The sequence below is a fragment of the Limnohabitans sp. genome (genome assembly GCF_030158565.1).
GTDB lineage: Bacteria > Pseudomonadota > Gammaproteobacteria > Burkholderiales > Burkholderiaceae_C > Limnohabitans_A.
The window spans coordinates 40,600-59,114 of the sequence record NZ_JAOASQ010000063.1 but is presented as its reverse complement, the minus strand read 5'-3'; the positions used below and the strand labels follow the sequence as shown (position 1 = coordinate 59,114).

The following is an 18,515-nucleotide window of genomic DNA, read 5'->3' as shown; positions in this document are numbered from 1 at the left end:
TCTTTGTTCAATTGCGGTCACGCTTCGCTGCGCTTTGGTGCTCGGCAAGGGCCGTGCGCAAGCGAATCAAGGCCTGAAGTGTCGCACAGCCGCTTCGGCAATCGCCCTGCCCTGCTCCTGTACAAAATGCCCCGCATCGGGCAGCAGCATGGGCTCTGGGCAGCCATGGATCTGGCTTTGCAAATGGCGCATCACCGGCTCGCCCAGCACCGGGTCTTGTTGGCCAATGGCCATGAAGCTTTGGCCTTGCCAGTCGTTGCGCCAAAAGTCACGCGCTTGCCGCGAGATGGCCGCGCCGGGCGAATCGGCGAACTCCGGCACCATGGGTGGAAAGGCGCGCAGTGCGGCGCGGTAGCCCTTGTCCGGAAATGGCGCGTTGTAGGCGGCCGTCTCGGCAGACGTCATGTGGCGGTTGCCCCGCGCAAACAACTTGCCCACGTCAAACAGCGGCTGGCTTTGGCACCAATCGCGCCAAGCCAAAAAGCCGTCGCTCAGCGGCTGCTCGCCGGTGGCCAATGTCGTGTTCATGACCAGCAGGCCCTTGTAACGCTCGGGCGCAGCCATCGGCAAAGTCAGCCCCAAAATGCCACCCCAGTCCTGTACCACCAGCACCACGCGCGGCAGATCAAGCCGCTCGATCAAATCGAGCAAGGACTGGCGATGGGTTTCAAACTGGTGAAAACTGTCCTTCTTGGGCTTATCGCTCTTGCCAAAGCCGATCAGGTCGGGCGCCACCACGCGGTGCCCCGCCGCCAGCCAAATCGGAATCATCTTGCGGTACAGGTAGCTCCAGGCCGGGTTGCCATGCAAGCACAGCCAGGTCAAAGGGGCATTCACATCGCCTTCGTCCAGATAGTGCATGCGCAGCCCGGCGATGCTGGGCAGGTCGTTCACGTAGCGGGGCAGCCAGGGGTAATCGGGCAAACCGGCAAAGGCTGCATCTGGCGTGCGCAAGGCGTCTTCGCGCACCGGGTCGGCGTTGATGCGCCGGGGCTTGAAAAAGTCTTTGAGCAACTGACCGCATTCATCGGCCAGCACACCGCCCGTGACTTGGGTCTGGTGGTTCAACTGCGTGTGCTCAAAAAGGTTGAGCACGGAACCCGCCACCCCGGTGCGCGGGTCGGCCGCGCCAAACACCACGCGGTCAACCCGGGCATGCAGCATGGCCCCGCTGCACATGGCGCAAGGCTCCAGCGTTACATACAGCGTGCAGCCATCCAGCCGGTAGTTGCCCAATACGCGGGCCGCTTCGCGCAGCGCCATCACCTCGGCGTGCGCGGTGGGGTCGTGGCTGCCAATGGGGGCGTTACGACCGGTGGCAATTACCTGGCCGTCTTTGACAACCACCGCGCCCACAGGCACCTCGTCCGCTGCAGCGGCTTCGTGGGCCTGCTCCAGGGCCAGGCGCATGCCCTGCTCATCGCGCCAGCCGTTCATGCGTCAACGTCCTCTTCGATGTGAAAGCGGTGCAAAAACCGGTGCAACACGGGTGCGCCCAACACGCCCACACAAATCAGCGCCACAAAACCACTGTACAGCGCGTAGGTGCCTGCAAACAATTTGCCCGCAGTGCTCAGTGGTTCGCCCACCGGACCCATGCCAGACAAGATCATGGCGGCGCTCAGGTAAGCATCGATCCAGGGCATGCCCTCAATCGCGTGATAACCGACCATGCCCACCCCCAATGAAACGCCAATCAGCAGCAAAGCCAAGCCTGCGGCGCCAACCAATCGGCGGTGGTAGTCCGCCTTGGGAATCAGCGGTTTGCTGTAGTGTTCAAACACGCTGCGTCATCCTTGGGGCTGTGCAGGCGGCACCAGCCCGATGTGTTCCATCCAGCGGGCCAGTGCTTGGGCATTCGCCGGACCGGCCGCATATGCCGCGTGCATGGCGGCATGCGCTTCGGGGCGGTGTTGGTTGAGCTTGACCGCGCAGTGCATTTCAACAATGCGCATTTCAAATGCGACGATGCCGTTGAGCATACCGGTGGTGTAGCTTTCGGGCAGTTCGCGCCACTGCTGGGCATAAGACGGCTCGTGGTCCGCGATCAGGCATTTGAGCAGGCGGTCCCGGTCGGTGTGCGGGTCGATGATCCGCGTTTGAACCTTGGCTTGCACCGCCAGATAAGTCCAGGTCGGCACACGCTGCTTGTCGGCATAAACGCCGGGCGACATGTAAGCCTGCGGCCCCATGAAGCTCACCAAAGCGTGAGGCTGCGAAGCCAGCAACTGCGCATGCGGGTTCGCCCGCGCGCAGTGCCCCAGCAAAACGCCGTGCTCGGGTGCGTCTTCGCCCCACAAAGACACGGCTTGCCAGTGCATTGGAATGTGACTGAGTACCGGAAACCCGTCATCCCCCACCGATACGATGCAGGCCAAAGGGTGCTCGCGCATGATGCGCTGAGCGATGACGGGGTCGGTGTTGTGGAACTGTTTGGGCAGGTACATGGTGGGGTGAATGTACCAAACCACTGAACGCATTGGCACTCCACAAAACACGTTCATAGAAAGACTCAATACCCGTTGACGTTTAACGTCTGACGTTATACGATAGCCAGCATGATTCAGTCGTTTCGCTGCAAAGACACATGGGCCTTGTATTCGGGCCAGTCCGTTGCACGATTCGTCAACATCCGCACGGTTGCTGAACGCAAACTGGCCATGCTGCAACGCTCTGCCCGGCTCGATGACTTGCGAATCCCACCCAACAACCGGCTCGAAGCACTCAAAGGCAACCGCAAAGATCAATACAGCATCCGCATCAATGACCAGTGGCGTATTTGCTTCCGTTTTGAAAGCGGCCATGTGTTCGATGTCGAAATCGTGGACTACCACTGAAAGGAATAGCGATGAAAGTTGAAGAAGCCACCCCGCCTTATCTCGTCCCCTCCAACGGCATGCGGCCGATTCATCCCGGCGAGGTGCTGCGCGAAGAGTTTTTGATTCCCTACCAACTCACGGCACACGCGCTGTCCATGGCGCTGCAAGTGCCCGCCCCGCGCATCAATGACATCGTGCGTGAAAAACGTGCCATTACCGTGGACACCGCACTGCGCCTAGCCAAGTTTTTTGGCAACAGCGCCGAATTCTGGATGGGTCTGCAAACTGACTTTGACATGGCCGTGGCACGAATGTCGATGCAAGATGCGCTGGACAGGATTCGGGAATATCAACCTGTGCAGGCCCGTTAACAACAAAGGCACCCTCGGGTTCCTTTGTTTTTATTCCCACTCAATCGTCGCCGGTGGTTTGGAACTCACGTCGTAAGTGACGCGGTTAATCCCCCGCACCTCATTGATGATGCGCCCCGACACTTTCTTGAGCAGCGCATAAGGCAGCTCGGCCCAGTCGGCGGTCATGAAGTCGCTGGTTTGCACGGCGCGCAGGGCGACCACATAGTCGTAAGTGCGGCCGTCGCCCATCACGCCCACGCTTTTCACCGGCAGGAAGACGGTGAAGGCCTGGCTGGTCAGGTCGTACCAGGTCTTGCCGTTATCGCCCGTGAAGTTGCGCAGCTCTTCGATGAAGATCGCGTCCGCACGGCGCAGCAGGTCGGCGTATTCTTTTTTGACTTCGCCCAAAATCCGCACGCCCAGGCCCGGGCCTGGGAAGGGGTGGCGGTAGACCATTTCGCGGGGCAAGCCCAGCGCCACGCCCAACTCGCGCACTTCGTCTTTGAACAGTTCGCGCAGGGGCTCCAGCAGTTTCAGGCCCAGTTGCTCGGGCAAGCCGCCCACGTTGTGGTGGCTCTTGATGGTGACGGCCTTTTTGCTCTTGGCACCGCCCGACTCGATCACGTCGGGGTAGATGGTGCCTTGGGCCAGGAAGGTCGCGCCCTTGTGGCCGCCGTCGCCTGCCTTGAGTTTGGCCGCTTGTTCTTTGAACACGTCCACAAACAGGCCGCCAATGATCTTGCGTTTGGCTTCGGGCTCGCTCACGCCAGCCAGTTTGCCCAGGAACAATTCACTGGCATCCACGCGAATCACATGCGCGTGCAGCTTGCCCACAAACATGTCCATCACCATGTCGCCTTCGTTCAGTCGCAGCAGGCCGTGGTCCACAAACACGCAGGTCAGCTTGTCGCCGATGGCGCGGTGGATCAGGGCCGCAGCCACGGACGAATCCACACCGCCCGACAGGCCGAGGATGACTTCTTCGTCACCCACTTGCTCGCGGATTTTGGCCACAGCCTCTTCGATGTAGTCGCCCATGATCCAGTCAGGGCGGGCTTTGCAAATGTCGAGCACGAAGCGGTTGAGCAGTGCCTGACCTTGCACGGTGTGCGTGACTTCGGGATGGAACTGCACCGCATAGAACTTGCGGGCCTCATCGGCCATGCCGGCAATGGGGCAAGCCGGGGTCGAGGCCATGACCTTGAAGCCTTCGGGCAGCTGGGTGACTTTGTCGCCGTGGCTCATCCAGACCTTGAGCATGCCGTGGCCTTCGGCCGTGGCGAAGTCTTCAATGCCTTTGAGCAGTTGGGTGTGGCCGTGGGCGCGGACTTCGGCGTAGCCAAACTCGCGCGTGGTGCCCGCCTCCACCTTGCCACCCAGCTGCTGGGCCATGGTCTGCATGCCGTAGCAAATGCCCAAGACCGGCACGCCCAGCTCAAACACCGCATCGGGCGCTTTGTCGTCCACCTCGTACACGCTGGCGTGTGAGCCGGACAAGATCACGCCCTTGAGGTTGCCGTCCTTGGCGTACTCACGCACCCAGTCGCTGCTCACATCGCAGGGATGGACTTCGCAAAAGACATGCGCTTCGCGCACACGGCGTGCGATGAGCTGGGTGACTTGCGAGCCGAAGTCGAGGATCAGGATCTTGGAATGCTGCATGGCAAACGTCGTTCTATAAGAAATGAAAAGGCGTCTGGGTGTCCAGACGCCTTGGTGATCAACTGGAGATTTTACTCAGCTCGGTAGTTCGGCGCTTCTTTGGTGATCTGCACATCATGCACATGGCTTTCGCGGATGCCCGCAGCCGTGATTTCGACGAACTCGGCACGTGCGTGCATGTCGTCGATCGTGGCGCAACCGCAGTAGCCCATGCTGGCACGCAAGCCGCCGGCCATTTGGTAAATGATGGAGACGACCGAGCCTTTGTAGGGCACGCGGCCTTCGATGCCTTCGGGCACCAGCTTGTCGGCATTGGGATTGCCAGTGCTGGATTCCTGGAAATAGCGGTCGGCGCTGCCTTGCTGCATGGCACCGATCGAGCCCATGCCGCGGTAGCTCTTGTAGCTGCGGCCCTGGAACAAAACGATTTCGCCGGGCGCTTCTTCGGTGCCTGCAAACATGCCGCCCATCATCACCGTGCCTGCGCCTGCGGCGATGGCCTTGGCGATGTCGCCGCTATAGCGGATGCCGCCGTCAGCGATCAATGGCACGCCCGTGCCTTGGAGGGCCGTAGCCACAGAGTCCACCGCCATGATTTGCGGTACGCCCACACCCGCCACGATGCGGGTGGTGCAAATGGAGCCGGGGCCAATGCCGACCTTGACGCCGTCAGCGCCCGCCTCAACCAGGGCCAATGCCGCTGCGCCGGTGGCGATGTTGCCGCCGATGACTTCGATGTGCGGGTAGTTTTGTTTGACCCAGCGCACACGGTCGATGACGCCTTTGCTGTGGCCGTGCGCGGTGTCCACCACGATGGCGTCCACACCGGCACGGGCCAGCGCTTCGACGCGCTCTTCGGTGCCCTCGCCCACGCCCACGGCAGCGCCCACGCGCAGCTTGCCTGCGGCGTCGCGTGCCGCGTTGGGGAAGTTCAGCTGTTTGGTGATGTCTTTGACGGTGATCAGGCCCTTGAGTTCAAAGGCATCGTTGACCACCAGCAGGCGCTCAAGCTTGTGTTTGTTGAGCAGGTGCTTGGCTTGCTCGGGCGTGGTGCCTTCGGGCACGGTGACCAGGCGCTCGCGCGGCGTCATGATTTCGCTGACCTTTTGGTCGTAGCGGGTCTCAAAGCGCAGATCGCGGCCCGTGACGATGCCGACCACTTGGCGGCCATCGCAGACCGGGAAACCGGACACACCCAGCTCATCGCTCAAGGCCATGACTTGGCGCACGGTGGTGTCGGGGGTGATGACGACCGGGTCGCGCAGCACGCCGGATTCGTAGCGCTTGACCTTGGCCACTTGAGCGGCCTGCTCTTGCGCGGTGAGGTTTTTGTGCACGATGCCGATGCCGCCTTCTTGCGCGATGGCAATGGCCAAACGTGCTTCGGTGACCGTGTCCATGGCGGCGGACACCAGTGGCAGGTTCAGGCGGATGTTGCGTGTGAATTGCGTCGCCAGCGACGTGTCCTTGGGCAGGACTTGGGAGTAGGCAGGGACGAGGAGAACGTCGTCAAAAGTAAGGGCTTTACCGAGTAGGCGCATAAGCTAAGGCTCCAAAAAATGGATTGTACCCGTGCCGGGCAAGGGATTTCCCTGCCTGCGTGCCAAAAAATGGCCTGAGCTGAAGCTTTTCAGGACGGGTCAGGCATTCTGGTAATGCAGCACTTTGAGGGATTTTTCGGGTGAAACATCGACAAATGCGGCCGGATTGGCCAAGCGCTCCACAAAGCGCAGGCTGGGTGCAGCCTCGGTCACCTGGCTGTGCAAAAACTGCGTGTCCAACTCCGGCGCGTTCAGGCACAGCAGCACATGGCCTTGCGGCTCCAGCAGATCGGGCAGGCGGCGGATCAGCTTGATGTAGTCCTTGGTCGCGATGAAGCTGCCTTTTTGGTAGCTGGGCGGGTCGATCACGACCACACCGTAAGGGCCCATCTTGTTGATCTTGCCCCAAGTCTTGAAGATGTCGTGCCCCAAAAACCGGGCTTTGGGCGGCAAATCGTTGAGGCGGTGGTTTTGCTGCCCCACCGCCAGTGCACCCTGGCTCATGTCCACATTGACGACTTGCGCCGCCCCGCCCTGCAGGGCCACCACCGAAAAGGCACAGGTGTAGGCAAACAGGTTCAAGATGTTTTCGTGCTTGGCGTGGTTTTTGAGCCATTCACGCCCATTGGCCATGTCCAGAAACAGACCGTGGTTTTGCCCCCGCAAGACATGCACCAGGTATTGCGCGCCCTGCTCTGTCACCACGTGTTTTTCGGGCACGCTGCCGGCCATCAAGCGGGTTTCGGTCTGACCGGTGGCACGGCACTGGAACACCCAGTTGAGCGGCTCACCAGGCGCCAGCGTTTGCCACCGTTGTTCGAGCGCGCTGTGGCACTGCGCCAGTTCTTCGTCGGTGACGGGCTTGAAGCTCGTCAAGACCCAGACCGGCGCAAACCAATCGAGCGTCCACTGTTCGCTGTCGGGATAAACACCCCCACGACCGTGGAAAACACGGCGCGCATCGGTGGTCTTGTCCATCTGGGCGATGGCGTTCAAAAGGGATTGCATGGCCTTGATCAATAAACGGTTCAGTAACCCGCGGCAGAACCGCTTTTGCGGTTGGCAAACAAGCCGGTGCGGCCTTTGCCCTGACGCTTGAAGCGTTGGCGGCGTGCCACTTTGGGGTCCACCTTGAGTTCGCGGTACAGCTCAATGCGGTCGCCGTCGTGCACCTTGGCCGTCCAAGCCACCTTGTGGCCCCAGATGCCTGGGTGCATGAAAGGCAGTTGGACCAGGTCAGCCGCCGACACCTGAGGCAAGTCTGCAGCCAAAACATGCGCCATCAGCGACTGTACCGTGCTGCCCGCGGGCACTTGCATGGTGTGTTCATGCACCTGGCGAGGCTGCAGGCTCCAACACAGCGTGATCTGAATCATCGGCTCAGCCATAAACGGCTTCTGCACGCTTGACGAAGGCATCGACCAGGCTGGCCGCGATCTTGTCAAACACCGGGCCGATCAGCGCTGCCAAAGTGGCGCTGGAAAAACCGTATTGCAAGTCCAGCTCGACTTTGCAAGCCCGCTGCGTGCCATCGCCCACCGGCAAAAAGCGCCAGGTGCCGCTGAGCTGAGAAAAGGGTCCCTTGACCAACGCCATGCCCACAGAGCGGCCCTCTTCGTGGGTGTTGCGGGTGGTGAATGTTTGGTGGATGCCGCCCAGGCTGATGCCCACTTCGGCCAGCATGCCCTGGGCATCTGACTCCAGCACACGCGACTGGTCGCACCAAGGCAAAAACTCGGGGTAGTGGGCCACATCGGTGACTAGGCGAAACATTTCCTCGGGGGCATACCAGATGAGGACGGACTTGTGGATATTCTTCATACAATGGTGCGATTGTAGTTTTCCGAATCGGCGCTTTTCTTTACAGCCGTTTGGACTTCCTTGAGAACGGCCAGGCCGTCCCTATCTGTTGACCATGGCCACCACCAAAAAAACAAGCGCAGCCCCCACCTTTGCCAAGATTGCCGAGAATAAAAAGGCGGCCTTCGACTATTTCTTCGAAGAGCGCTACGAGGCAGGCATGGTGCTGGAAGGCTGGGAAGTCAAAGCCATTCGAGAAGGCAAGGTGCAGCTCACGGACGGTTATGTGGTCATTCGCAATGGCGAACTTTTCATCATTGGCTGCCTGATCAATCCGCTCAAAACGGCATCGACCCACATCAACCCCGAAGCCGCACGCACGCGCAAGCTGCTGCTGAACAAGGAAGAGATCAAGCGGCTGATCGGCAAGATCGAACAAAAGGGCTACACCCTGGTGCCGATCAATTTGCACTGGAAATCGGGCAAGGTCAAATGCGACATCGCGCTGGCCAAGGGCAAGGCCGAGCACGACAAACGCGACACCATCAAGGACCGCGAAGGCAAGCGCGAAGTCGAACGCGCCATGAAGAGCCGTCACCGCTGAAAGCGGCTTGTGGGAGTGCCGCCTTTCGGGCGATCAAGCGCAAGCCGCCAATGAATGCCCCACCGCAGCGGGGCACCACACTCAGAATAAATCGCGCAGCGGGTGGTGGTCTGAAGGCCAAGGGCTGACAAAGAACCGTGCCACTTCGGATGCATCCACTTCTTCCACTCGCGCAGGCTTCCATTTCGGCAAGTGGTCTTTGTCCACCGCCATGGCGCGAATGCCTTCGACGGTGTCGCTGTCGGCCACCGATCGCAGGTGGAAACAGTGGTGAACCATGTCACGCTCCATGCGCAAGTCATCGGCCAGGCTCATCTGACGCGCACGGCGGATTTGCTCGAGGACCACATGCAGCATCAAAGGCGAGCGGTGACGCAAGGCGTCCGCCGTTTTCTGGCTCCATTCGTCGGTCGCCGATTCCAGCTTGTTCAGCATGTCGGCAATGGTGGGCATGCCAAAAACTTCATCGATCTGAGGCTGTGGCGTCAGTTTTTCCGGCGTCATGGCACCTGCTTGGGCCAGCACCCAGCGCTCCACTGATTCAGCATTTTCAAAAGGGCTGCTGATCAAGGTCTGCCAGATCGGCTCCAGCATGCCGCTGGGCAAGGCGATGTCGGCCAGCTTGGCGGCCACCGCTTGTGCCCCTCCCAGCATGTGCCCGGTCAGGCCCAGGTATTCCCCCAGGCGACCTGGACAACGGCTCAGAAAATAGCCGCCGCCCACATCGGGAAAGAGCCCAATATTGGTTTCGGGCATGGCCATCTTGGTGCGTTCGGTGACCACACGCACACTGGCGCCTTGGCTGATGCCCATGCCACCGCCCATGACGATGCCGTCCATGAAGGCGATGTAGGGCTTGCTGTAGGTGTGGATCAGGTGGTTGAGGCGGTACTCTTCGGTGAAAAAATCACCCAAGGCGGTGTCGCCTGCGTGTGCGGCTTGATGGAAGAAACGAATGTCCCCGCCTGCACAAAAAGCGCCAAAGGGTCCCTCTTTGCCCGTTCCGCGAACGGCCACCGCCAACACCTGAGGGTTGTCCTGCCATGCGAGCAGCGCTTGGGTCAATGAACGCACCATGTCAAGCGACAAGGCATTCAGCGCCTTGGGGCGGTTCAAGGTGATGCAGCCGATGCGGCCTTCAATTTGCGCGATGACATCAGACATTGTTTTGTCTCCAGCCTAACCATTCATTGAGAAGCAAGGCACCCAGGACAAGGGTGCCTCCCAAAAGTACGCTCAGCAGCGGCGCTTCATTCGCGCCCCACCAAGCCAAAGCGATGCCAAAAACGATTTCAAGCAAAGCGAGCAACGCCACTTCAGGTGCTTTGAGCACCTGAGCACACACCACCGACAAAGCGCAGGGGATGGCCAATTGAAACAAGCCCAGCATGGCCAGCAAACCCACATCATGAACTGAGGCCTGAAACGGCATGGACAAAGGCAAGGTCAGCAACGTTGAGAGGATGGCCCCCAGCATGACCGAGGGCACGAGATCCAGATTTTGGCCTTCGCTCTGGCTTTTTTGCACCAGCGTCCATTGCACGGAACCCGCAATGGGCACGCACAAGGCGACCAGAGAACCGATCAGGAAATGGGGATCGCCCAGACTGAGTTGCGAGCCATACATCCAGCCAATGCCAACGCCAGCCAACACAATGGCCACCCAAGTGCGCCCTGGCAGGCGGTGGCCCAAAAACACCCGGGTGATCAGCGCCGTCAGCAAAGGCCCCACCGCCATGGTGATCAGCACATTGGCCACAGCGGTCAGGGTGAGCGCCACCATGAAGGCGGTGAACATGACACTCCAGCAAATGCCGGAGTACCAAAAGTAACGGCTGCGCAAAGGCAGCCGTGACCAAACACTTCGGCCCTGCCACAAAGGCAAGATGACCAGCAAGGACACCACAGTGAAGAAGCTGCGCCAGAAGGTGACTTCAAAGCTGCGCGCTTGCTCCAAATGCCGCGTCACCACCCCGGCCATGGACCACAGGGCAGTGACGCCCACCATGGTCCAGACGGCCATGCCGTGCGATAAACGCATGGTCGTCAGCCGATCACTTGTTGCGCTTGCGGTCGCTTTCCTTGAGGAAGCGCTTGCGCAGACGCACACTCTTGGGCGTGATCTCGACCAGTTCGTCGTCCTCGATGAACTCGACGCCGTATTCCAGAGTCAGGTCGATCGGAGGTGTGATCTTGATCGCGTCTTCCTTGCCGGACACGCGGAAGTTGGTCAGCTGCTTGGTGCGCGTGGCGTTGACCACCAGGTCGTTGTCACGGCTGTGGATACCCACAATCATGCCTTCGTACACGGGATCGTTCGCCTTGACGAACATGCGGCCACGGTCGTCCAGCTTGCCCAGGGCGTAGGTGAAGATTTCACCATCGTCCATGGAGATCAGCACGCCGTTCTTGCGGCCACCGATTTCACCCTTGTGCGGCTCGTAGCCGTCAAAGATGTTGGAGATCAGACCGGAACCACGGGTCAGGTTCAGGAATTCGTTGGTGAAACCGATCAGGCCACGGGCCGGAATGCGGTATTCCAAACGGACACGACCGCGGCCATCGGGTTCCATGTTGACCAGTTCGCCCTTGCGCTCGCCCAAGGCTTGCATCACGCCACCCTGGTGGTTTTCTTCGATGTCGGCAGTGACCAGCTCGATAGGCTCGTGGCGCTCACCGTCGATGTCGCGGAACAGCACGCGGGGCTTGGACACCGCCAGCTCGTAGCCTTCGCGGCGCATGTTTTCCAGCAAGATGGTCAGGTGCAATTCACCGCGACCGGCCACTTCAAAGATACCGTCTTCGTCGGTTTCTTTCACGCGCAGGGCCACGTTGTGCTGGAGTTCTTTTTGCAGACGGTCCCAGATCTGACGGCTGGTCACGTACTTGCCTTCACGACCGGCCAATGGCGAGGTGTTCACGCAGAAGTTCATGGTCAGCGTGGGCTCGTCCACCTTGAGCATGGGCAAGGGTGCAGGGTTGGTGGGATCAGTCACAGTCACGCCAATGTTCAGGTCGGCAATGCCGTTGATCAAGACGATGTCGCCAGGACCGGCTTCGGTCACTTGCACGCGGTCCAGACCTTGGAAAGTCAAGACCTGGTTGACACGGCCTTTGATGGCGGAGCCGTCCGGGCCTTCCATGACAACCACATCCATGTTGGGCTTGACGGTACCCTGGCTGATGCGGCCCACACCGATGCGGCCCACGAAGGTCGAGAAGTCGAGTGCAGAAATCTGCAATTGCAGCGGTGCTGCTGGGTCGCCCGCGTTGGGCTTGACGTGCTTGAGCACGGTGTTGAACAGGGCCGACATGTCGGGGCCCCACTGCTCACCAGGAGCGCCCTCTTCCATCGAGGTCCAGCCGTTGATGCCAGAGGCGTACACCACTGGGAAGTCCAGCTGCTCGTCGTTCGCACCGAGTTTGTCGAACAAATCGAAAGCGGCGTTCACGACTTTGTCGGGGTTCGCGCCGGGCTTGTCCACTTTGTTGACGACCACGATGGGCTTGAGGCCCAGGGCCAAGGCCTTTTTGGTGACGAAGCGGGTCTGAGGCATGGGGCCTTCTTGCGCATCGATCAACAGCACCACGCCGTCGACCATGGACAAGGCGCGTTCCACTTCGCCGCCGAAGTCCGCGTGTCCGGGGGTGTCCACGATGTTGATGTGGGTGCCTTCCCAGCTCACGGCGCAGTTTTTGGCCAAGATGGTGATGCCACGCTCGCGTTCGATGGCGTTGTTGTCCATCACGGTGTCGACCACTTTTTCGTGGTCAGCGAAGGTGCCCGACTGGCGCAGCAGCTGGTCGACCATGGTGGTTTTACCGTGGTCAACGTGCGCGATGATGGCGATGTTGCGAATTTGCTTGCTCATGCTTTCTCTTCCTTTAAACCTGCTCGGCCAGCAAAGGCTCGTTGACAGGTGATTTTTCCAAAATCTGTTGAATTTCGATCGGGCTCAACAATCGACCCGGAATCAATTCGCCGCCACGCACATGTGCTGTTCCCAGCAATGCCCGAGGATGTTCTCCATAGACGGCCACATGATCACAATCAACCCAAGGGCCGCGTCGGCGCACCCCACTCAAAAATCTTCCGGCGTTCTCGCTATCCAGGCTCACTTCGGTGTAGCTTGGCAACAAGACCTCCACTGGCTGCAGCGCGCTCAAGCGCTCGTCTTCAGCCATCGCTTCCAGCTCCGTAAGGCTCACGCATTGCGCCTCATCGAACGGTCCAGTGACCACCCGGCGCAAAGCGCTCAAGTGACCGCCACAGTCCAAAGCCTCGGCGATGTCTTCGCCCAAGGTACGGATGTAAGTGCCCTTGCTGCAGGCCACGCGCAAACGCAAAAACGGCACGTCGCCCTGCAGCTGCATGTCCAGCAACTCCAGGTCATGGATCACGACGTGACGCGCTTCGCGCTCCACGGTTTCACCTTGCCGGGCATACTCGTACAAAGCCTTGCCATCCTTTTTCAAGGCACTGTGCATCGGTGGCACCTGGCTGATCGGTCCCATGAACCGGTCCAGCACTTCCACCACCATGCCTGGCGTGCAACGCACTTCACGCGTTTGAATCACTTCACCTTCGGCATCGGCCGTGCTGGTTTTCAAACCCAGGCGCACGGTCGTTTCGTAAACCTTGTCGGCATCCAGATGCTGCTGACTGAACTTGGTCGCTGCACCAAAACACAAAGGCAAGACGCCTGTGGCCAAAGGGTCCAGAGTCCCGGTGTGACCGGCCTTTTCAGCGCGCAGCAACCACTTGGCTTTTTGCAAAGCCTGGTTGCTGGACAGTCCCAGCGGTTTATCGAGCAACAACACCCCGTGCACAGGGCGCCGCTGCACCCTGGTGCGTGGCGCGTTCATGGCTCAGTCGTCCTGTGCGCGTGAAGAAACGGCTTTGGCAATCAAGGCATTCATGTCCGAAGCACGCTCTGTTGTGCGGTCAAACATGAAGTGCAATGTCGGCACGGTGTGGATGTGCAAACGCTTGAACAAACCATTGCGCAAGAAACCGGCGGCTGCGTTCAGGCCTTCCGTCGCCTCTTCGGGGTTACCCGTCAAGACGCTGAAAAACACTTTCGCATGGGCATAGTCAGGTGTCACCTCGACCGCGTTGATCGTGACCATGCCCACGCGTGGGTCTTTCAACTCACGCGCGATCAACTCGGCCAGATCGCGCTGGATCTGGTCGGCCACGCGGAAACCGCGGTTCGGTACGGATGAAACCTTCTTGCGGGCCATTTACAGCGTTCTCGCAATTTCCTTGACGTCGAAGAATTCGAGGTAATCGCCTTCTTTGATGTCGTTGTAGTTCTTGAGCTTGATACCGCACTCGAAGCCTTCTTTGACTTCGCGCACATCGTCCTTGAGGCGCTTGAGCGAGTCGAGCTCGCCCGTGTAGATGACCACGTTGTCGCGCAGGAGGCGGAATTTGGCGTTGCGGGTGACTTGACCCGAAGTGACCATACAACCTGCAACGGTACCGATCTTGGAAGCCACGAACACGGTCCGGATTTCGGCCATACCCATGATTTCTTCGCGTTGCTCAGGAGCCAACATGCCCGACATGGCGGCTTTGAGCTCATCCACAGCGTCATAAATGATGTTGTAGTAGTGAACGTCAACGCCATTGCCTTCGGCCAGCTTGCGGGCACCGGCATCGGCGCGCACGTTGAAACCGATCACGATGGCCTTGGAGGCGATCGCCAGGTTGATGTCGGACTCGCTGATGCCGCCCACACCGGAGTAAACCAGTTGAACTTTGACTTCTTCGGTCGACAGCTTGAGCAAGGAGGCACCCAGGGCTTCTTGCGAGCCCTGCACATCGGCCTTGATGATGATCGGCAGCATCTTGACTTCGCCCGCAGACATGTCGGTGAACATGTTCTCCAGCTTGGCCGCTTGTTGCTTGGCCAGTTTGGTGTTGCGGAATTTACCGGCGCGGTAAGTGGCGATTTCGCGGGCACGGCGCTCGTCGCCCATGACCATGAATTCATCACCGGCTTGCGGCACTTCGGTCAGACCCTGAATTTCGACCGGGATCGAAGGGCCTGCCGATTTGATGGCAGCACCGTTTTCATCCAGCATGGCGCGCACGCGGCCAAAAGTCTGGCCTGCCAGCACCACGTCGCCGGTGTTCAAAGTTCCCGACTGCACCAGGATGGTGGCCACAGGACCACGGCCCTTGTCCAGACGCGCTTCGATGACCAGACCCTTGGCAGCGGCTTGCACCGGGGCCTTGAGTTCCAGCACTTCGGCTTGCAAGAGCACTTGCTCCAGCAAGTCGTCGATGCCCATGCCAGTTTTGGCCGATACGGACACGAAAGGCGAATCGCCGCCGAACTCTTCGGGCACAACTTCTTCAGAAATCAGCTCGGCACGGACGCGTTCGATGTTCGAATCGGGTTTGTCCATCTTGTTGATGGCGACCACGATAGGAACACCTGCGGCTTTGGCGTGCTTGATGGCTTCCTTGGTCTGGGGCATGACGCCGTCGTCACCCGCCACCACCAGGATGACGATGTCGGTGGCTTGTGCACCACGGGCACGCATGGCCGTGAAGGCCTCGTGACCGGGGGTGTCCAGGAAAGAGATCATGCCGCGGGGTGTTTCCACGTGGTAAGCACCAATGTGCTGCGTGATGCCACCGGCTTCGCCAGAAGCCACTTTGGCACGGCGGATGTAATCCAGCAGCGAGGTCTTGCCGTGGTCCACGTGACCCATGACCGTGACCACAGGCGCACGGGGCAAGGCCTCGGCGTGCTGATCGGACACTTCTTCGTCGGTGAAGGCTTCAGGATCGTCCAGCGCTGCGATCACGGCTTTGTGGCCCATTTCTTCCACCACGATCATGGCGGTGTCTTGGTCCAGCGGCTGGTTCATGGTGGCCATCTGGCCGAGCTTCATCAGGTGCTTGATGACCTCGGATGCCTTGATCGCCATCTTGTGTGCCAATTCGGCCACGGTGATGGTTTCTGGCACGTGGACTTCGAGCACACGCACTTCCTGTGGTGCCGATTGGCCGTGTGAGTCGTTGCGATCACGGTCGTTGCCGCGACGGCCTTTAGGGCCAGCGCGCCAACTGTTGCGCCCGACACCGCCGCTGGAATCACCACGCGTCGGAATGGCCTTTTTCTTGGCCGGATCCCCTGCCCAGCTGGAGGACAGCTTGGCTGATTTGACTTCCTTGTTGCCACCAGGCGCGGCTGCTTCGCCGGCCTTGGCTGCAGCTGCACGAGCGCCTGGCGCAGGTGTGCCTGCTGGCTTGTGCAGCGTGCCCTTGACAGCCGCTTTGGGCTCGACTTTGGGTTCTTCTTTTTTAGCGACAAGCACCTTCTTGGGCGCATTCATCATGGCGCGAATGGCTTCAGCCTCGGCCAAAGCCTTGCGACGGCGTTCATCCAGATCGCGGGCACGGGCAGTTTCTTCGTCTGCACGTGCTTTGGAATCCGCAGCGGCTTGGGCCGCAGCGGCTTCACGGGCCTCCTGATCGGCCGTGGCTTTGTCTGCAGCTTTGGCAGCTGCAGTCACTTCCGGGGCCTCAGCAGGCGTGGCTGGTGCGGCCGGTTTGGCTTGTGATGCATTGATGCTGGCGGCTTCTGCACGAGCGAGTTGCTCACGCTCATCGCGGCTCAAAACTGGTTTGGCAGCCAGAGCCGCCTGCGCTGCCTGAGCAGAGGCCTCGGCTTGCGCTTGCAGCGCTTCTGCTTGCGCGGCGGCTCGTTGTTTGGCTTCTTGCTCTTCGCGGAGTCGACGCTTTTCAGCCAGCTCTTCTTCCTGACGGCGAATCAACTCAGCCTGACGGCGAGCTTCTTCTTCGCGTCGCGCCAATTCCGCGTGATCAATCAAGGGCTCTTGAGGCTCTTCGACGGGTGACTCAGTCACCACTTCGTCATCGCGTTTGATCAAAGTGCGTTTCTTGCGCACTTCCACCTGGATCGTGCGGGCCTTGCCCGTGGCGTCGGCCTGCTTGATTTCACTGGTCGATTTCTTGACCAGGGTGATTTTCTTGCGATCACCGGCTTGGGTGCCGTGACTGGTTTGCAAATAGCTCAGCAGCTTTTGCTTGTCGGCGTCGGAAAGCGCATCGCTGTCCGATTGTTTGGCCACGCCTGCTGCGCTCAATTGTTGCAACAAGACATCGGCGGATTTTTTGAGTTCATTGGCGAACTCGGCAACTGTGGTGCTGGACATAATGGTGTTCAAGCCTCCGTTAAGTTCAGGCCTGGCCTGCGAACCAATGTTCGCGGGCTTTCATGATCAGGGCGGTGGCCTCTTCGGCAGTTTGACCCGTGATGTCGGTCAATTCGTCGGTGGCCAGGTCAGCCAGGTCGTCACGGGTGTGGACACCCGCTTCCACCAGCTTGGAAATCAGCTCAGGCGTCAAGCCTGGCAGGTCACGCAGATCTTGAGAAACGTCTTCAACGCTTTCTTCAATCGCGATCTCCATGGTCAACAAAGCGTCTTTGGCGCGTGAACGCAGCTCGTTGATCGTGTCTTCGTCGAAGCTTTCAATCTCCAGCATTTCCTGGATCGGCACATAGGCCACTTCTTCCAGGCTGGTGAAACCTTCTTCGATCAGGATGTCGGCGATTTCCTGGTCCACGTCCAGCTTTTCCATGAACAGCTGACGGATGCCGGAGCTTTCTTCGGCCTGCTTTTGTGCAGACTCGGCGGCATCCATGATGTTGATCTTCCAGCCGGTCAGGTCAGATGCCAAGCGGACGTTTTGACCACCACGGCCAATCGCGATCGCCAGGTTTTCTTCGTCCACCACCACATCCATGGCGTGCTTTTCTTCGTCCACCACGATGGACTGCACGTTGGCAGGAGCCAGCGCACCGATCACGAACTGGGCTGGGTCTTCGCTCCACAGCACGATGTCCACGCGCTCACCGGCCAACTCGTTGGTCACGGCGTTCACACGGGTGCCACGCACACCGACGCAAGTGCCGATGGGGTCCACGCGCTTGTCGTGCGACAGCACGGCAATCTTGGCGCGCGAGCCGGGATCACGGGCGCAGGTTTTGATCTCCAGCAGACCTTGTTCGATCTCGGGCACTTCCTGACGGAACAGCTCGATCATGAATTCAGGGGCAGAACGCGACAAGATGATGGGGGCGCCGCGCAAGGTCAGGTCCACGTCCATGATCATGGCGCGCACACGGTCACCGCTGCGCAGGTTTTCCTTGGGGATCATCTCGCTGCGACGCAGACGGCCTTCAACGCGGCCTGCTTCGCAGATGATGTCACCCTTGTCCATGCGCTTGACGGTGCCCACAAAGATCTTTTCGCCACGCGACATGAAGTCGTTGAGCAGCATTTCACGTTCGGCGTCGCGGATTTTTTGCAAGATCACCTGCTTGGCCGCCATCGCGCCAATGCGGCCAATGGGCAATGACTCGATCGGCTCTTCGATGTACTCGTCAACTTCGATGTCCGGGATTTGTTCTTTGGCTTCGAACAAGAGGATTTCTTGCTCGGGCAATTGCAGGCCAGCTTCATCGGGCACCACGTGCCAGCGGCGGAAAGTTTCATAGCTGCCGCTGTCGCGGTCGACCGACACGCGGATATCCACTTCGCCGGGATACAGCTTTTTGGTGGCTTGGGCCAAGGCGGCTTCCACGGCACCAAACACCACGTCGCGCTCCACGTTCTTTTCACGTGAGATGGCATCGACCAACATCAACATTTCGCGATTCATGACTCGACTCTCCTAATCCAGTAGGACTGC

Annotated in this window: 18 protein-coding genes; 3 read left to right on the top strand and 15 right to left on the bottom strand. The window is 59.7% G+C overall.

The window, feature by feature from the left end; genetic code table 11:
- Window positions 1-66: 66 nt before the first annotated feature.
- From tadA to Q1W40_RS13305, 3 genes are read right to left on the bottom strand one after another with little or no spacing between them, the layout of a single operon-like run.
- Entirely contained in the window at window positions 67-1,437 is a 1,371-nt protein-coding gene (tadA, locus tag Q1W40_RS13315; RefSeq protein ID WP_300712862.1) for a tRNA adenosine(34) deaminase TadA, read from the bottom strand.
- Window positions 1,434-1,784: a hypothetical protein gene (locus Q1W40_RS13310; protein WP_300712861.1), complete on the bottom strand. Its 351-nt coding sequence runs from the start codon at window positions 1,782-1,784 to the stop codon at window positions 1,434-1,436. Before Q1W40_RS13310 ends, tadA begins: the two co-directional genes overlap by 4 nt.
- Before the next feature lie 6 nt (window positions 1,785-1,790).
- Window positions 1,791-2,447: an FMN-binding negative transcriptional regulator gene (locus tag Q1W40_RS13305; RefSeq protein WP_300712958.1), complete on the bottom strand. Its 657-nt coding sequence runs from the start codon at window positions 2,445-2,447 to the stop codon at window positions 1,791-1,793.
- A gap of 111 nt (window positions 2,448-2,558) precedes the next feature.
- On the opposite strand from Q1W40_RS13305, the gene Q1W40_RS13300 reads away from it, so the two are divergent.
- Both Q1W40_RS13300 and Q1W40_RS13295 read left to right on the top strand, forming a co-directional pair.
- A complete protein-coding gene (locus Q1W40_RS13300; RefSeq protein WP_300712860.1) occupies window positions 2,559-2,837 on the top strand; it encodes a type II toxin-antitoxin system RelE/ParE family toxin in 279 nt (92 codons plus the stop codon).
- 11 nt (window positions 2,838-2,848) lie between these two features.
- Complete coding sequence (locus Q1W40_RS13295; RefSeq protein ID WP_300712859.1) at window positions 2,849-3,190, top strand: HigA family addiction module antitoxin; 342 nt, start codon at window positions 2,849-2,851, stop codon at window positions 3,188-3,190.
- A 30-nt stretch (window positions 3,191-3,220) separates the two neighbouring features.
- Here the strand turns inward: Q1W40_RS13295 and guaA are convergent, their stop codons facing one another.
- From guaA to Q1W40_RS13270, 5 genes are all read right to left on the bottom strand, one after another.
- A complete protein-coding gene (guaA, locus tag Q1W40_RS13290; protein ID WP_300712858.1) occupies window positions 3,221-4,834 on the bottom strand; it encodes a glutamine-hydrolyzing GMP synthase in 1,614 nt (537 codons plus the stop codon).
- Between the two features lie 71 nt (window positions 4,835-4,905).
- On the bottom strand, window positions 4,906-6,375 hold the full coding sequence (guaB, locus tag Q1W40_RS13285) for an IMP dehydrogenase (RefSeq protein ID WP_300712856.1): 1,470 nt from the start codon (window positions 6,373-6,375) through the stop codon (window positions 4,906-4,908).
- A gap of 99 nt (window positions 6,376-6,474) precedes the next feature.
- Window positions 6,475-7,383, bottom strand: coding sequence for a class I SAM-dependent methyltransferase (locus tag Q1W40_RS13280; protein WP_108322630.1), 909 nt, complete (start codon window positions 7,381-7,383; stop codon window positions 6,475-6,477).
- Window positions 7,384-7,403: 20 nt separating this feature from the next.
- Window positions 7,404-7,763, bottom strand: coding sequence for an RnfH family protein (locus Q1W40_RS13275; protein ID WP_300712852.1), 360 nt, complete (start codon window positions 7,761-7,763; stop codon window positions 7,404-7,406).
- Window positions 7,756-8,196, bottom strand: coding sequence for a type II toxin-antitoxin system RatA family toxin (locus tag Q1W40_RS13270; RefSeq protein ID WP_300712850.1), 441 nt, complete (start codon window positions 8,194-8,196; stop codon window positions 7,756-7,758). Before Q1W40_RS13270 ends, Q1W40_RS13275 begins: the two co-directional genes overlap by 8 nt.
- A gap of 94 nt (window positions 8,197-8,290) precedes the next feature.
- On the opposite strand from Q1W40_RS13270, the gene smpB reads away from it, so the two are divergent.
- Window positions 8,291-8,779 carry an SsrA-binding protein SmpB gene (gene smpB / locus Q1W40_RS13265; protein ID WP_108322627.1) on the top strand — a complete coding sequence of 163 codons (489 nt, stop codon included), beginning with the start codon at window positions 8,291-8,293 and terminating at the stop codon, window positions 8,777-8,779.
- Between the two features lie 81 nt (window positions 8,780-8,860).
- Here the strand turns inward: smpB and Q1W40_RS13260 are convergent, their stop codons facing one another.
- From Q1W40_RS13260 to nusA, 7 genes are read right to left on the bottom strand one after another with little or no spacing between them, the layout of a single operon-like run.
- On the bottom strand, window positions 8,861-9,943 hold the full coding sequence (locus tag Q1W40_RS13260) for an enoyl-CoA hydratase/isomerase family protein (protein ID WP_300712849.1): 1,083 nt from the start codon (window positions 9,941-9,943) through the stop codon (window positions 8,861-8,863).
- Window positions 9,936-10,820 (bottom strand): DMT family transporter, encoded by an 885-nt coding sequence (locus Q1W40_RS13255; RefSeq protein WP_300712847.1) that lies wholly within the window; start codon window positions 10,818-10,820, stop codon window positions 9,936-9,938. Before Q1W40_RS13255 ends, Q1W40_RS13260 begins: the two co-directional genes overlap by 8 nt.
- A 13-nt stretch (window positions 10,821-10,833) precedes the next feature.
- A complete protein-coding gene (typA, locus tag Q1W40_RS13250; RefSeq protein WP_300712845.1) occupies window positions 10,834-12,651 on the bottom strand; it encodes a translational GTPase TypA in 1,818 nt (605 codons plus the stop codon).
- A gap of 13 nt (window positions 12,652-12,664) precedes the next feature.
- Window positions 12,665-13,645, bottom strand: coding sequence for a tRNA pseudouridine(55) synthase TruB (truB, locus tag Q1W40_RS13245; protein ID WP_300712843.1), 981 nt, complete (start codon window positions 13,643-13,645; stop codon window positions 12,665-12,667).
- A gap of 3 nt (window positions 13,646-13,648) precedes the next feature.
- Entirely contained in the window at window positions 13,649-14,023 is a 375-nt protein-coding gene (gene rbfA / locus Q1W40_RS13240) for a 30S ribosome-binding factor RbfA (protein WP_108322622.1), read from the bottom strand.
- The gene (infB, locus tag Q1W40_RS13235) at window positions 14,024-16,975 is read right to left on the bottom strand and encodes a translation initiation factor IF-2 (RefSeq protein WP_300712840.1); all 2,952 of its coding nucleotides are present in this window, start codon (window positions 16,973-16,975) and stop codon (window positions 14,024-14,026) included.
- A 25-nt stretch (window positions 16,976-17,000) separates the two neighbouring features.
- The gene (gene nusA / locus Q1W40_RS13230) at window positions 17,001-18,485 is read right to left on the bottom strand and encodes a transcription termination factor NusA (protein WP_300712838.1); all 1,485 of its coding nucleotides are present in this window, start codon (window positions 18,483-18,485) and stop codon (window positions 17,001-17,003) included.
- Window positions 18,486-18,515: the final 30 nt, after the last annotated feature.